The 16,074-nt window shown below is 57.9% G+C and carries 9 protein-coding genes; 3 read left to right on the top strand and 6 right to left on the bottom strand.

The window, feature by feature from the left end:
- Positions 1–94: 94 nt before the first annotated feature.
- The 6 genes from ACHQGU_RS08995 to ACHQGU_RS08970 form a co-directional block, all read right to left on the bottom strand.
- Positions 95–1,486: an NAD-dependent succinate-semialdehyde dehydrogenase gene (locus ACHQGU_RS08995; RefSeq protein WP_062250001.1), complete on the bottom strand. Its 1,392-nt coding sequence runs from the start codon at positions 1,484–1,486 to the stop codon at positions 95–97.
- A 776-nt stretch (positions 1,487–2,262) separates the two neighbouring features.
- Positions 2,263–2,955 (bottom strand): TetR/AcrR family transcriptional regulator, encoded by a 693-nt coding sequence (locus ACHQGU_RS08990; RefSeq protein ID WP_395494736.1) that lies wholly within the window; start codon positions 2,953–2,955, stop codon positions 2,263–2,265.
- A 109-nt stretch (positions 2,956–3,064) separates the two neighbouring features.
- Positions 3,065–4,513 carry a TolC family protein gene (locus tag ACHQGU_RS08985; protein ID WP_395494735.1) on the bottom strand — a complete coding sequence of 483 codons (1,449 nt, stop codon included), beginning with the start codon at positions 4,511–4,513 and terminating at the stop codon, positions 3,065–3,067.
- Entirely contained in the window at positions 4,514–5,641 is a 1,128-nt protein-coding gene (locus ACHQGU_RS08980) for an ABC transporter permease (protein ID WP_062143882.1), read from the bottom strand. It abuts the gene before it with no gap.
- Positions 5,641–8,379, bottom strand: a complete 2,739-nt coding sequence (gene rbbA / locus ACHQGU_RS08975) for a ribosome-associated ATPase/putative transporter RbbA (protein ID WP_395494733.1) — start codon at positions 8,377–8,379, stop codon at positions 5,641–5,643. The genes ACHQGU_RS08980 and rbbA overlap by 1 nt, the downstream gene beginning before the upstream one ends.
- Entirely contained in the window at positions 8,379–9,362 is a 984-nt protein-coding gene (locus ACHQGU_RS08970; RefSeq protein ID WP_395494731.1) for an HlyD family secretion protein, read from the bottom strand. The genes rbbA and ACHQGU_RS08970 overlap by 1 nt, the downstream gene beginning before the upstream one ends.
- A 356-nt stretch (positions 9,363–9,718) precedes the next feature.
- Between ACHQGU_RS08970 and ACHQGU_RS08965 the strand changes: the two genes are divergently transcribed.
- Genes ACHQGU_RS08965 through ACHQGU_RS08955 form a run of 3 tightly spaced genes read left to right on the top strand, consistent with a single transcriptional unit; the run spans position 9,719 to position 16,049 of the window.
- Positions 9,719–11,416 (top strand): NAD(P)-binding protein, encoded by a 1,698-nt coding sequence (locus tag ACHQGU_RS08965; RefSeq protein WP_395494729.1) that lies wholly within the window; start codon positions 9,719–9,721, stop codon positions 11,414–11,416.
- 14 nt (positions 11,417–11,430) lie between these two features.
- Entirely contained in the window at positions 11,431–15,006 is a 3,576-nt protein-coding gene (gene nifJ, locus ACHQGU_RS08960) for a pyruvate:ferredoxin (flavodoxin) oxidoreductase (RefSeq protein WP_395494728.1), read from the top strand.
- Positions 15,007–15,044: 38 nt separating this feature from the next.
- Positions 15,045–16,049, top strand: a complete 1,005-nt coding sequence (locus ACHQGU_RS08955) for a dihydroorotate dehydrogenase-like protein (RefSeq protein ID WP_395494726.1) — start codon at positions 15,045–15,047, stop codon at positions 16,047–16,049.
- The last annotated feature ends 25 nt before the right edge of the window (positions 16,050–16,074 follow it).

Genomic DNA, 16,074 nt, shown 5'->3' with positions numbered 1-16,074 from the left:
CGAGGTCTCATGAATAAAAAGAAGACTTAATTTTTATGAAGAATTACTGTGTAAAAAGGCAGGCCCCCGTAAAGGAGCCTGCCAGTAAGCGTGATCAGGCCGGAGCGTCGATGTCCACAATGTTAATCAGCTTGTGGTTGACGAATTCCTTGATGCCAAGGCCAACCAGCTCGCGGCCAAAGCCGGAACGCTTCACACCGCCGAAGGGCAGGTCTGCCTTGGGGATCAGCGGGTGGTTGATGTTGACCATGCCGGTGCGGATCTTGGTTGCAACGCGGGCACCACGGGCTTCGTCTTTGGTGAAGACAGCGCCACCGAGGCCATAGGGGGAGTCATTAGCGATGCGGATGGCATCTGCTTCGTCCTTGGCGCGGTAAAGCTGCGTCACGGGGCCGAAGAATTCCCAGTGGCGTGCTGCGTTCTCACCGTCCAGACCGGTCATCAGCAGCGGGCGGAAGAAGGTGCCTTTTTCCGGAATTTCCGGACCGATGACTTCAACCTTGGCGCCATGCTTGACGGCTTCTTCAACCTGACGGTGCAGATCTTCAACTGCTGCGCGGGAGCACAGCGGAGCCAGTGTGGTGGACGGGTCCATCGGGTCGCCAGCCTTCAGCTCGGCAACGCCTTTTTTGTACAGGTCCAGGAAGCGATCATAAATCGCATCAGCCACAATCAGACGCTTGGCGGACACACAGACCTGGCCAGCGTTCCAGTGGCGACCCATGACAGCCCATTTGGCGGCTTTTTCAACGTCAGCATCATCCAGAACGATGAATGCGTCTGCGCCACCCAGTTCCATCATGGATTTTTTCAGGGCTTTACCAGCAACACCAGCAATGATGGAGCCAGCACCTTCAGAACCCGTCAGGGCCACACCGCAAACGCGGGGGTCTTCCAGGATCATGGCCGTGTGAGAGCGGGCCGTGTACAGGTTGCGGAACAGACCCTTGGGCAGCCCGGCTTCGATCATCAGATCTTCACAGGAGGCAGCACACTGCGGCAGGTTGGACGCATGCTTGAGCAGCACGGCGTTACCGGCAGAAAGCTGCGGTGCGATGATGCGGACGACCTGATAGAACGGGAAGTTCCACGGCTCAACGGCGAACACGATACCAAGCGGTTCATGCACCAGCTGGGCCTTGCCGGTTGCCGGGTCAGCTACGGGCAGGGCTTCCGGCTTCAGAAGCTCTTCCGAATATTTTGCGTAATATTCAAAAATTTCGGCTGAAAGAATGACTTCAGCTTTGGATTCAGCAAAAGTCTTGCCCATTTCAAGCGTGCCCAGACCGGCATACTTGTCAATGTCACGCCGCAGAATGGCGGCGGCGGCGTTCATAATACGCGCACGTTCAGCAAAAGATGTGTCACGCCATTTTTCAAAGGCAGCATGGGCCTCGGAAAGCGCAGTCTGAACTTCCTGATCTGTTGCCTCAGGGAAAGTAGCAACCACTTCCTCTGTATAAGGGTTCGTTGTCGCGTAAGCCATTAGTACCTCATAAAAACTCAAAAACAGGAAAAGGAGAGCGATCCCGCCGCTGCGGTATCCGATCAGGACGAGCAGAGTGAGACACGCTGCATCATCGCCAACCCTTAGGCCTGAGAAAAATATAGACCGGTCACTTTCCGGCAGAAAGGGGGTGCGCTTCTGCAAACCCTGTGTAGGGGGAGCAAAAGGGGGCCTCGCTCACTGCTGCTGCAAACCGTTCAGTTGGTGTTTGTCTGTATATTAGTGGATATAGACATGGTCAATCTATAAATAATATGGGATTTTTGATAACACTTAATCTGAATCAGTATGGAAATAACGGCATGATCTGGACAATATCATAATTTCGTGATGACAATGACATTATTTTAACAAGTCTAAGTGGTCAGAAATTTTGGTGTTTTCATAGATTGTAAGGTCATTCTTCTTTATTTACATGATATTTGAAATTTTCTTCTGAAAATATATTTTCTGGGGAGTTGATTTAGAAAACTGTTGGTCGATGCTTTATGCTGGGCAGTAGAATAAAAAGAAATCGATCCATTCGTTTTTTTTATCTAACGAGTGGGGCAGAACATGTCGATTTTTCTCTTGTTCGGGACAGAAATGCCAAGATCGGCAGGGTGAAAAAGATGTTCTCTGTCTTGTTAGAGAAGATTTGTCGGGAAATTTGCGCAGTATTCTGTATTCGTTTGAATATAGATGAGTCTGCATTTTCTAAAGTGCGTCTCTATAGAGGGAGCAGTCCACAAGTCGGCAGCAAGCGGGGCGTTTGTTCAGTCCCCGGACTGCATCCCGGAGAGGAAGGCCATGGCCCCCCGGACATTACCTGCGGCCATACAGCCTGAAAGGCGGGCGGTTTCATCAATATCCAGCAGCGGATTGCGCGCCATATAGAGAAGGGATTCAAGGCCCATCGTGAGCAGAGTGGCGGCAATAAAGCTTAGCCGGTCTGGTGAGATGGTTTTCACCGGCATCAGGCGCAGGATGTTCTGCTTGAGGTCTTCCAGCATGTCCCGCGTTTCCTTCATGGTGAACAGGCGGGCGCGGATATGATGCTGGTTGAGTTCAAAAAAGCGCGGTGCGCCGTTAATGCTAATCAGTTCGCGCAGAACAGCCTGATGGCTCCTGGTGAGCATCATTTCCAGATTGTCCATGGGGCAACGCGATTGCAGGACAATATTCTTGACGCGATCAGCAACTTTGATCAGCAGGATATCAAAGATTTTTTCTTTGGTTTTGTAATAATTATAGAAGCTGCCGGGGGAAACATTGCTCAGGGAGACAATGTCCCGCACCGTTGCGGCATCCAGCCCGATGGTTGAAAACACATTCCACGCCGCACGCTCAAAAGCCTCCTCCTTGAAGGCTCTTGTCATTTCTCTCTTCTTGGAGGTTCGGTAGGCTTTCCGTTTGGCGGGCGCTTCTACGGGAACGTCCTCAGGAGAGGGCTGCTGCTGGGTGCTCAATTCTTTTTAGGCTCCTTCAGGCCTTTTTAGGCTGAGTGACGGGGTGGCTATTATTCAATCCTTGAATAATCTTTGTGTTCCAATGTCCTACGGAAAGCAAGCGTGCCGGTTATGACGGAGACTGGCTGCTCCAGCCGCCACCCAGAGCGCGGGCAAGCTGAATGGTGCTGAGCGCCTGCCGTGTTTGCGCGCTCACCAGATCATCCTGCGCGGTAATCTTCTTGATGCGCGTTGTCAGAACGTCCTGCATGGTAAACTGGCCGCCTTCATACAATCCACGGGCCTGAGAGGTCGCCTGTGTGAGCGCGGTGACCTCCGCTGTCAGGCTGGTGATGTTCTGGTCTGCGCTGCTCCGGCTTTCATACGCATCTTCCACCTCTGCCAGAGCCGTCAGGACGGTCTGATCATACGTGGCAAGAGCCTGATGCAGTTGGGCATCGGAGGCCCGGATTTTGGCCTGTATTCGGCCTGCGGTGAAAATGGGCAGGTAGGCATTGACCGCCATCAGGCCGCCGGTGCTGGAAACGCCGGGAATGCCATCAAACCGCAGGCGGCCATCACCGCCAAAAAACTCCAGCCCGAAACGCGGCAGGAGGTCGGTCTTGGTGCTGATCAACCGTTGCAGATTGGCTTCCAGAACATGCTTTTCCAGCCGGACATCCGGCCTGCGTTCCAGAACGGTGGAGGGCAGTTCGGTCGCCGGTGGGGCAGGGACGCGATACTGGGCCGGAGAGGAGAGGTCCGGAGCCTGCTCGGGCGGCTGGCCTGAGAGAATGGCTAGCCGGTGGCGGCAGGCATCCAGAGAGGAGACCAGCATGGGGCGCTGCGCCTGTGCCTGCGCAATCTGTCCGCGGATGGTTTCCAGATCAGCCTGCGTGGTCTGGCCGGCATCAAAGCGGGCAGAAGCGTAGCGCAGAAGAGACTGAAGCGTGCTGACAGACTGGTCCAGCAGCACAATGCGCTGTTGCAGGCCGCGTGCCGTTACGTAATTGGCCGCAACATCGGCAGCAATCGCCATGTGGGTGCCGTGCAGCATCTCTTCTGATGCCAGCGCCATCTGCTTTGCACCGCGTTTTTTGGCCAGATTGCCACCCCAGATATCCGGCTCCCACGCCATGGTGATGCCTGCAAGGTGACCATCCGTTGCGGGGTCCTGAATATTCGGGGCCGCCATTTTCATCAGCGGTGGAACCGGGTGCCGCCAGTCTAAACCGCCGCCCATCATGCCCGCTGTGGCTCCTATGGTTGGATACAGGGCGGATTTGGCCATCTGGGTATAAGCGCGGGATTCCTGCACGCGGGCCTGCGCCACACGGATATCCGGGTTGGCCGCCAGAGCCTGCTGCACAAGCTGGTTTAGCAGCGGGTCCTGCCAGGCGGTCCACCATGCGGTAAGGTCGGTGGCCTGCGTAGAGGCTGGTGCTGCCGTGAATTGCGTGGGCACAGCGACCTGTGAGGCAGGCATCTTAGTCTTGAAAGGGGAGCAGGCGACCACACCCGAGCACAGAAGCGTGGTGAGCAGCAGCCGGGCGGAAGGTGCTGAAAAAGACATCGGCATTCAGTCCTGACGGGCAAGCATGGAGCGGAAGCGGAGCAGCGCCATGGCAAGAAAAAGAGTGGAGGAGAACACAATGGCCAGCAACGAGGGCCAGATACTCTCAAGGCCAGCACCGCGATACAGAATGGATTGTGAGATTTTCACGAACTGGGTGGTGGGGAAGAACCGCACGAGGGACTGCACAAGGTCCGGCATGCTTTCCACCGGTGTGGCCGCGCCGGAGAGCAGGTAGGCCACGGCATACACCGGCACGACCAGCAGCCCGAACTGGGGCATGTTGGGGGCGATGGTGGCCAGCATCATGCCCAGAGAGGTGACGGAGAAAAGATACAGAATGAGGCAGGCGGCAAACAGCAGCTGGCTGCCCGCAATGGGCACGCCAAGCCACAGATGCACCGTCAGCCAGAGGGAGAGCAGGCTGGCAACAAGGATGACCGCGCCATTAGCCAGAATTTTGCCCACGGCAATCTGACTGGCGGAGACGGGCAGCACCAGCAGATGCTCAATGGTGCCGTGTTCTCGCTCACGGATAACGGCAGCCCCGACCAGAACAATAGAGAGAACCGTCGCGTTGGTGACGACCTGCATGACGGAGGTAAACCATGCGGATTCACTATTGGGGTTAAAGCGGATACGACTTTCCCCGTGGAAGGGCATCAGCTTGTTCAGGTCAGGAGAGTGCAGCTGAGCCTGCACTTCCCCCATAAAGATCTGTTGCAGATAGACAGCGCCTAGCCCGGCCTGTGTCATGGCGGTGGCGTCAATCAGTTCCTGTATGTCCGGGGTGCGGCCTGCCAGCGTGTCCGCCTCAAAACGCGGGGGGATATCAATCACAAAGTTATAGGTGCCGTTATCCATGCCAGCCTTGCTGTTGGCGCGGTCCGTCAGGGTTGGCGGTTTGAAGTAAGGCGGCAGCACCACGGAGCGGAGCTGGCGGGAGAGGGCTGAATGGTCCTCATCAATAAACGCCACGGTGGCGTTGGAGACGTCAATCTTCACGCCATGCGCCACCAGCACAATGGCAAAGGAGAAGGAGAAGACAATCAGCCCCATCAGGACGAAGTCCCGCATCAGGCTGTAGAATTCCTTGCGGCACAGCAGGCCGACATTCATGACCCAGCGCAGCATTATGAATCCTGCTTCTTGAGGAAAAGGCGTGCCCCCAGCATGTAAACCGCCGCAAACGTTCCCAGAGCGGCATACATGGAGAGGAAGGACGTAACCCCCAGCCCCTTTGTAAAGCTGCCCAGACAGATAAGCTGGAACCATGAGGCCGGGAACGTCTCGGCGAGGTAGTAGGTCACGCCGGTAAGGGTGGAAATGGGATAGAGCAGGCCAGAGAAGTTGGCGGACATGATCAGGCAGATGATGGCCGTGCCGAAAATGGCCGCGACCTGAGAGCTGACGAAGGTTGAAATCAGTAGCCCCAGCCCGGTGCAGGCCTGAATATAGAGCAGCGCCCCGATGGTCAGACCAATGAAGGAACCTTTGAGTGGCACGCCCAGCACAGTGACCGACAACACGACCAGCACCAGATAGGCGATGATGGCCAGCATCACGTAAGGGAGCTGCTTGCCCACCAGATACTGCCCGGAACTGGCCGGGGAGGCATAGAGGTTCATGATGGAGCCAATTTCCTTTTCCCGCACCACGCCAAGCGCTGTCAGCATGGTGGGGATGAGGATCAGGGCGAGCATGATAGTGCCCGGTGTCATGGCGTAGATGCTGCGGAATTCCTGATTATAGACAAAGCGGGGCACAATAGTGACGGGTGTCAGGTGCGCCGTGGCGGAGGGTGGCAGGGTTTTCTGCATACTGGCGGCGTAGGTCAGCAACACGGCATCTACATAGGCGCGGACGTTGGCGCTGAGGAACGGCATTGCGCCGTCAATCACCACGCCGACTGTCGGGTTGCGGCCTGCGGCCAGATCCCGCCCGAAGCCATCCGGAATATCCAGCCCCAGGGCGACTTTCCCCTGCCGAATACGGGTTTCCACAGTCTCCCGGTCGGGAGAATAGGCGGTCTCATGGAAATAGTGCGACCCGCGGAACTGCTCGACAAGCTCCCGACTGGCGTGGGTGTGGTCATAATCCGCTACTGTGTAGCGAATGGTGTTGATGTCAAACGAGACGCTATAGGCCGAAATAAGCAGCAGGATGGTCGGGCCAAGGATGGCGAACATCAGGCGCAGGCGGTCGCGCGTCAGTTCCACGGCCTCTCGCCGGGCAAAAGCCCAGCAGCGTGAGAACCAGCGGATGAAAGGCGGAATTTTACGCGCTGGAGCCGTGCTGGCGCGAGCCTGTTGCTGCGGCGTGCTGGCGGCGTTGACGCTGTTGCCGGCATGTTCGAGAAACGCGATGAACGCATCTTCCAGCGTGGCGGCGTGGGCTTCCTGAATAATTTCATCGGGGGTGCCCATGGCCAGAACCTTCCCTTTGTCCATCAGGGAAATGCGGTCACAGCGTGCCGCTTCATTCATGAAGTGGGTGGAGACAAAAATGGTCACATGCTGGTCGCGCGAGAGGGCGACAAGATGCTTCCAGAACATGTCTCGCGCAGCCGGGTCCACGCCGGAGGTGGGTTCATCCAGAATAAGAATGTCGGGGGAGTTGATGCAGGCTGCGGCAAGTTGCAGGCGCTGCCGGATGCCGAGTGGCAGGCCCGTCGGGCGGCTGTCGGCGTGCTCATCCAGCTTGAAGCTTGAGAGCATGTCTGCGACGCGCTTTTTGGCCTCGGCGACCGGCAGGCGGAAGAGTTCAGCCTGAAGCATCAGGTTTTGCCGGACGGTCAGTTCTTCATACAGTGAGAAGCCCTGAGACATGTAGCCAATGCGCATGCGCGTGGACATGTCCCCCGGTGTGACCTTGCGGCCAAACAGGGTGGCCGTGCCGCTGGTGATGTCCAGCAGTCCGGTCAGCATCTTCATGGTGGTGGATTTGCCGCAGCCATTGGAGCCAAGGAAGCCGAAAATCTCGCCGCGTTTGATGCGGAAGCTCACGTTATCCACCGCTTTGAAGGAGCCGAACTGGCGGGTCAGATTTTCCGCATCAATGACAGGGGGGCTGCCATCATCCTGATAGGGCGGGATGGTGAAGTCGGAAATTTCCTTCTGGTCGGCTTCCGGCAGCATGGAGGTATAGGCGGCCTCCACTGTGGTGGTGCCGGTTTGTTTTTTAACGTCCGCTGTGGGAGCGGAGGCCAGAATACGTCCGTCATTCATGGCGACCAGCCAGGAAAAGCGCTCGGCTTCATCCATATAGGCCGTGGAGACGATTACGGTCATGGACGGCCGCTCGGCACGCATCTGGTCCACCAGCGCCCAGAACTGGCGGCGGGAGAGCGGGTCCACGCCGGTGGTGGGTTCATCCAGAATAAGCAGGTCGGGGTTATGGACCAGAGAGCAGCACAGGCTGACCTTCTGCTTCATACCCCCTGAAAGCTGGCCGGCAGGCCGGTTGGGGAAGGGCGCAAGGCCGGTTGAGTCCAGCAGATGCGTAATGCGATTGGCGCGGGTGGGTGCATCCAGCGCAAACAGGCGACCAAAGAAGTCGATATTCTCGCGCACGGACAGGGTTGGGTAGAGGTTTTTCCCCAGACCCTGCGGCATGAAGGCGAGGCGGGTGAGAAATGCCTCGCGCTCGGCCTTGTTGCTGACATCCACGCCCAGCGTGTGGATGCTGCCGCTTTGCAGGCGCCGCACGCCGGCAATCAGCCCCAGTAGGGTAGATTTGCCAACACCATCCGGCCCGACAAAGGCAATGGTCTGCCCGGCGGGGAGGGTGAGCGAAACATCATGCAGAACGTCGCGGCCATTATAGGCATGGTGCACGCCCTCTACACGGATTTCAGACGGAGGGGCGCTCATTACTCAGCGCCGCTCCGCTGAGCTGCCTGTGGCCATGCGGCATCCGGGCGCTGCCTGATATAGCCTTCACCCGTCATGCCTGCCTTCAGAAGTGCCCCGAGATGCTGCTGCTCTTCCGGTGTGACGCGCAGTTTGACGCGATAGACAAGCTGCTCCCGCTCTGTCGCCGTTTCCACATATTTGGGCGTGAACTGGGCCTGACTATCAATAAAGGAGACAGTGGCCAGGACGGGAGAGGCCACGCCGTCAAACTTGATGCGGGCTTCATCTCCTACCTTGAGCGTGCTCATGGCGGCGGTGGGGAAGAAGAGAGTCATATACGGGTCAACCGGGTCCAGCATGGAATAAACGCGCCCGCCCGGTGCCAGCACGCTGCCGGGTTCCACAATGCGATATTCAATGCGGCCTGCAACGGGGGCGCGGATTGTCATATCATCCAGAACAGTCTGGATCTGCCGGACCTGTGCGGCAGCGCCTTCCTTTGCATGCAGGGCTTCCTGCACACCCTGTGTCGCGGCGCGGACGGCAGCCTGAGCGGATTCAAACTGCGTGCGCCGCTGCGTCACTTCCATGTCAGAAACAAGGTTTTGCCGCCGCATGGTTTGTGCGTGACGCAGTTCATCCTGCGCAAGGCGAAGGGACGCCTGATGCGCGGCCAGTTCCGCGGCGGCGCGGTCTGCCGCACTGCTGGCTCGGCTCTGTTGCGCTGCGGCCTGATCATACTGGCTTTGCACGGTGGCGGTATCTTCCTGCGCCAGAACCTGATTGGCCGCGACGGTATCGCCCTCATGCGCCAGAAGTTTTGTAACCCGACCTGGATATTTTACGGCCACATCCACGCGGGTAAATTCCAGCCGCCCGTTTCCGTAGAGAATACCTTCAGGCACGCTTTCGGTCAGCTGATGATGGTGCCATGCAAAGGCTCCCCCAGCGATCACAAGAAGGGAGGCGGCAATAATCGCGATTTTTACAGGAGCTTTCACAACAAACCTTGTATGGCAAAAAAGCAGATGGGTGATGATGAGGTGTCATGTATGGAGGCGGCACTATGCTTAATTTATGACGGAAACGTCAAGTTATTATTCAGAACCTGATTGAGCGTCATACGGAACCGTTTAAGTCTGGATTGATGCTGGTTTCATGCGGAAATTTAGCTTTTTCTGTGGTGCAATAATCTAGATCAATAAATCCATAAAAATTCTTCATTTTTCATAAAGTTGTAAAGTTGACAGAGTGTTCGGGTTTTATATGGTGGCACCCTGAATGACGTGTCGGGCGTGCCTGCGGCAGTTTTGCTCAGTGCCTTAAATTTCGTGCCGCACGCGACGGGGGAATGACAATGCCTATGAAGCTCCACGATATGACGCAGATTATGCAGGACACTGCGCGGCGCGGTGTAGGAAGCCGACGGTGGCAACAGCCGGTTTACGAACATTTCCTTCCGCCCTGTAATCAGGCCTGCCCGGCAGGTGAGGATATTCAGGGCTGGCTTTCCCACGCGCAGGCCGGAGAGTATGAGCAGGCCTGGCGTGCGCTGGTGGCGAACAACCCCATGCCTGCTGTGCATGGGCGTGCCTGTTACCATCCGTGTGAGAGCGGGTGTAACCGCGGGTCTCTGGATGAGTCGGTCTCCATCCATGCGGTGGAGCGGTTTCTGGGGGATGAAGCGCTCAAAAACGGCTGGACGTTTAAAGCGGCCCCTTCAACCGGCAAGAAGGTTCTGATTGTCGGCGCTGGCCCGGCTGGTTTGTCCTGCGCCTATCATCTGGCGCGGCAGGGGCATGCGGTGGAAGTGCGGGATGCCGCAGCGGAACCGGGCGGGATGATGATGCACGGTATTCCGGCTTATCGCCTGCCGCGCACAGAGCTCCAGCAGGAAATTGCCCGGATTACAGCCATGCCCGGCGTGACGCTGACATGCGGCGTAAGGGTGGATGATCTGGCAAAAGCCAGGGCAGAAGGTGGGTTTGATGCGGTTTTTGTGGCCGTGGGCGCGCAACTGGCCAACCATCTGAACGTGCCAACAGGGGACGGGAAGCGTCTGGTCGATGCCGTCAGTCTCCTGGATGATGTCAGCGAGCAGAAAAAGCCACAGCTTGGCCGTGTGGTGGCCGTTGTGGGCGGGGGTAACGTGGCGATGGATGCCGCGCGCACGGCTGAACGCCTTGGCGCGAAAGATGTTGTGATCGTCTTCCGTTACGATAAAGACCACATGGAAGCCCTGCCGGGTGAGGCTGCTGAGGCCTTTGCCGAGGGTGTAAAAATCCGCTGGCTGAACGTGGTGGATCACTTTGGCGCGGACGGAATTACCGTTGAAAACGTGACCATGAATGCGGATGGCAGCGTCACGCCCACCGGCGAGACCACCACGCTGGCTGCGGACTCTGTCGTGATGGCGGTGGGGCAGCATAGTGATCTGTCTCTGCTGGCGACGACGCCCAAAATCACCGTGCAGAAAAACGATACGGTTGCGGTGGACGCCACCACGCTAATGACCGGCGAGGCCGGGATTTTTGCTGGCGGTGACTGCATTGGCGGTGCACGGACCATGACAACGGCGACGGGGCACGGCAAACGCGCCGCGCACGCCATTCATGCCTATCTGAACGGCGAGACCTACGTGCACCCGGTCAGTCATCCGGTGGTGAGCTTTGACATGCTGCATCTGCCGGACTACCGGAATGCGCCGCGCCGCACGCAGCAGGAACGGCCTCTGACTGACCGCAGCGATTTTGAAGAAGTCACCGCAGGGCTGAGTGAGCGGGAGGCGCGCTATGAGGCTGGCCGCTGCCTGTCCTGCGGTAACTGCTTTGAATGTGACAACTGTTTTGCCGCCTGCCCGGAGCAGGCCATTACCCGGCTGGGGCGCGGGAAGAGGTATGAGGTCTCTCTCGATCTCTGCACGGGCTGTGCGCTGTGTGCTGCCCAGTGCCCCTGCCACGCCATAGAAATGCAGCCTGAACCACAGGATGAAAACGCGACCACCGGCAGTCTTGGCGAGCCCATTGCGCCGGTCGATTTCAAAGTGCGCGCGTGAGAAGGGAAAGCGTCATGACCGATCAAAGTGTGACCATGGATGGCAACACCGCAGTTGCCCATATTGCGTATCGCGTAAACGAAGTCTGCGCCATTTATCCCATCACGCCGTCCTCCACCATGGCGGAACTGGCTGATGCCTGGTCGGATCAGGGGATCCGCAACATCTGGGGGACGATCCCGGTGGTGCAGGAAATGCAGGCCGAAGGCGGGGCAGCCGGGTGTGTGCATGGTTCCCTGCAAAGTGGTGCGCTGACCACCACTTTTACGTCCTCACAGGGGCTTATGCTGATGATCCCCAACATGTTCAAGATTGCGGGGGAACTGACCTCCGTTGTCTTTCATGTCGCGGCGCGTGCGCTGGCGGCCGGGGCGTCCTCCATCTTTGGGGACCATCAGGATATCATGGCTGTGCGTACCACGGGTTTTGCCATTCTGGGCGCAGGCACCGTGCAGGAAGGGCATGATCTGGCGTTGATTGCGCAGGCCTCTACGCTGGCGGCGCGTGTTCCGTTCATTCACTTCACGGACGGGTTTCGCACATCGCACGAATATAACGGGCTGCATCTGCTTCCGGATGAGACCATCCGCGCCATGATTGATGACAAGCTGGTGCTGGCCCACCGTAAACGCGGGCTGAGCCCGGAAAATCCGTTTATCCGGGGCACATGGCAAAACCCGGACACGTATTTCCAGAGCCGTGAATCCGTAAACCCGTTCTATGAGCGCGTGCCTGATATTGTGCAGTCCGCCATGGATCGCTTTGCCTCCCTCACGGGCCGCCAGTACCAGCTGTTCCGCTACGAGGGCGCACCGGATGCCGAGCGCGTTGTGGTGTGTATGGGCTCGGGCGCGGAAGTGGTGCGGGAGACCGCCAGATGGTTGTGCCAGCAGGGGCAGAAGGTTGGTGTCTTGCAGGTCCGGCTGTTCCGCCCGTTCTCGGCGAAGCATTTTCTGGATGCCTTGCCGAAAAGCGTCAAATCTATTGCGGTGCTGGACCGCACGAAGGAGCCGGGTGCGCCGATGGAACCGCTGCATGCCGATGTGGTGGGCGTGCTGGCCGAAGGGGTAGGGGAAGGGGCCTTCCCGCATATGCCGCGCGTGATTGGCGGGCGTTACGGTCTGTCTTCCAAAGACTTCAACCCAGCCATGGCGCGGGCGGTGTTTGATGAACTGACCAGGCCGTCACCTAAAAACCACTTTACCGTCGGTATTCTGGATGATGTGGGGCACACCAGCCTTACCTATGATGAAAACTTTGACATTGAGCCGGAAGGCACGGTGCGTTGCCTGTTCTATGGTCTGGGGGCCGATGGCACGGTGGGGGCCAACAAGAACAGCGTTAAGATCCTGAGCGAAAAAACCGGCTGGTTTGCACAGGCCTATTTTGATTATGATTCCCATAAATCCGGCGGCCAGACGGCTTCGCATGTTCGGTTTGGTAAAAGCCCGATCAATGCGCCGTATCTGATCCGCCATGCCGATTTTATTGCCTGCCACAAGTTTGATTTTCTGTTCCGGCGCGATGTGCTGGGCGCAGCGAATGATGGCATTTCCTTCCTGCTGAACAGCCCCTATTCCGCAGAGGAGGTCTGGGACCATCTGCCCAGAAAAGTGCAGGATCAGATTGTTTCCAAAAAGCTGAGGTTCTTCGTCATCAACGCGTCTGATGTCGCGCTGACTCTGGGGCTTGGCCCGCGTGTGAACACCATTCTGCAAACCTGCTTTTTCCATCTCTCCAATGTGTTGCCTGCGGATGAAGCGATTACAGAAATCAAGAAGGCTATTCAGAAATCTTACGGGGCGAAGGGGGATGCTGTTGTTCAGCTGAACTTCCGCGCTGTGGATGCGGCCCTTGCGGCCCTGCATGAAGTCAAGGTGCCGGCACAGGCCACTGGCACGGTGCCAATGCCGCCGGTTGTGCCGGAGACTGCGCCGCTGTTTGTCAAACAGGTGACGGGTGAGATCATGGCCGGGCGGGGAGATCTGATCCCTGTCAGCCATATGCCGGTGGATGGAACATTCCCCGGTGGCACCACGCAGTATGAAAAACGGAATATTGCGGTGGAAGTACCTGTGTGGGACGCGGATGCCTGCCTACAATGCGGCCAGTGCAGCATTGTCTGTCCGCACAGTGTCATCCGCGCGAAAATGTATGATGTGGAGGATCTGGAAGGGGCTCCGACGTCTTTCAAAACGGCTGAGATTAACGCGCGGGGTTATCCGGATTCTCGCTTTACGCTCCAGTTTTACGTGGAAGACTGCACCGGCTGTGGCGTGTGCGTAGAAAACTGCCCGGCCATTGTGCCGGAAACGGAAAAACGCGCCATTAATATGGAAGAGAAACTGCCTATTCTGGAACAGGAACGCCAGAATATCGCGTTTTTTGAAAAACTGCCGGATATGGATCGGGCCAGTATTAATGAAGCCAACGTCCGAGGCGTGCAGTTCCTTGAGCCGTTGTTTGAGTTCAGCGGGGCTTGTGCTGGGTGTGGTGAGGCACCGTATCTGAAGCTGGTTTCCCAGTTGTTTGGTGACAGGCTTCAGATTGCGAACGCCACAGGCTGTTCCGCCATTTTTGCGGGTAATACGCCAGCCCATGCCTGGAAAGCCAATGCTGAAGGGCGCGGGGTGGCGTGGTCCAACTCGCTGTTTGAAGACAATGCCGAATTCGGGCTGGGTTTCCGTATTGCCGCGGATGAACAGACGGCTCTGGCGCGCCAGCTGGTGCAGAAACAGTCCGCTCTGGTGGGTGAGGATCTGGCCAAGGCTCTGTTGAGCGCTTCCATGCATACGGAAGCGGATTTTGCCGAGCAGCGGAAACGGGTTGCGGCTCTTAAGCAGAAGCTGGAGGATGTGGACGCCCCCGATGCCATCATGCTGCTGTCCGTGGCGGACTTCCTCATCCGCCGGTCTGTCTGGATTATTGGTGGTGACGGCTGGGCTTACGACATTGACTCCGGCGGTCTGGACCATGTGCTGGCACAGGGGCGGAATGTGAATGTTCTGGTGCTGGATACGGAAGTGTATTCCAACACGGGTGGTCAGTCCTCCAAGGCGACGCCGCTGGGGGCTTCCGCCAAGTTTGCGGCGGCTGGTAAGCGGTCTCCGCGGAAAGATCTGGCTATGCAGGCTATTTCCTACGGGAATGTCTATGTGGCGCAGATTGCGATGGGCTCAAACCCGGAGCAGGCCGTCATCGCCATGCGGGAAGCCGAGGCGTATGAGGGGCCGTCCATTATCCTCGCCTATTCCCAGTGTATTGCACACGGCATTGATATGCGCACAGGCATGAAGCAGGCCGCCCGGGCTGTTGCCTCTGGCTACTGGCCGCTGTTCCGGTTTGACCCGACCATGCGCAAAAGCGGGCTGAACCCGTTCCGGCTGGATTCAACCCGGCCCCGTATCCCGCTGGAAGACTATGCCTATCAGGAACTGCGCTACAAAACGCTTACCCGCACGCATCCGGAAGCAGCGGCGCATATGCTCCATCAGGCGCAGGCGGCGTTGAATGAGCGCTATCGTCTCTATGAGGATCTGGCCGCCCGTGACGGCAGTCGCTTCCTGCCGCACTGGGAAGATGTGAACTGAAAACCGCAGGGTCTCAAAGAACCGGGGAGTTAAAGAGCATGAACCTTGAAACACAGTATCTGGGCCTTTCCCTGCGGCACCCCATTGTGGCGTCCGCATCACCTCTGACGGCCGATCTGGATCACATTCTGCGTGTAGCGGATGCAGGGGCGGCGGCCATTGTCATGGCCTCCATTTTTGAGGAGGAGATTGCCGCGCAGGAGGTGCATGACGCCGCTCTGTTTGAAGCGGGGGAGGATAGTCATCCGGACGTCAACGGCGGGTATTTTCCCGCTGTGCCGCAGGCGACCGTCCTGGATGGACGGCTTTCCGTGCTGCGGCGTGCGGCGGAACGGGCCGGGGTGCCGGTGATTGCCAGCCTGAATGGCTGCACGCAGGCGGGCTGGGTGCATTTTGCCCGCAAGCTGGAACAGGCAGGGGCAGCGGCCATTGAGCTGAACTTCTGGCATATTGCGGCTGACCCGGATGAGACAGGAACTGAGGTGGAAGAGCGGTTTATTGACATCCTCAAGGCTGTAAAGGCCGAAGTCAGTATTCCTGTCAGCATCAAGTTACCGCCGTTTTTCAGTGCGCCGGGGAATATGGCGAAACGGCTGGTGGAAGCCGGGGCTGCCGGGCTGGTGCTGTTCAACCGGTTTTATGAGCCGGGGCTGGACCTGCATCCCGTAGCACCGGAAGCAGATGCGCAACTCAGCACGTCCTACGAACTACGGCTGCCGCTGATCTGGACGGGCCTGCTGTCCCGCAGGCTCCATACCAGCTTTGCGGTCTCTGGCGGCGTCAATTCTGGTGAGGACGTTGTGCGCTGTCTGCTGGCCGGTGCTGATGTGGCAATGGTGACCTCCGCTCTGCTGCGGCATGGCTCGGGTTTCCTCTCCACCATGCTGGCAGAGATGCAGGCGTGGATGGAAGCGCGCTCTGTTGAGAGTGTAGCGGCCTTTAAAGGGCAGCTGGCGGCCCATGGCACAGCGCAGGCGGCCGAGACGTTCCTGCGGGACCAGTATCGGCGTATTTTGTCTTCCACTCCGGCTTTCGGGCAATAACGTAGTATGTCTCAACAGGAAAATC

Origin of the sequence: Acetobacter sp. KSO5, assembly GCF_044094635.1 — a bacterium.
Classification (GTDB): Bacteria; Pseudomonadota; Alphaproteobacteria; order Acetobacterales; family Acetobacteraceae; genus Acetobacter; species Acetobacter cerevisiae.
The sequence above is the reverse complement of the archived record's forward strand: the minus strand, read 5'-3'. Positions and strand labels throughout refer to the sequence as shown.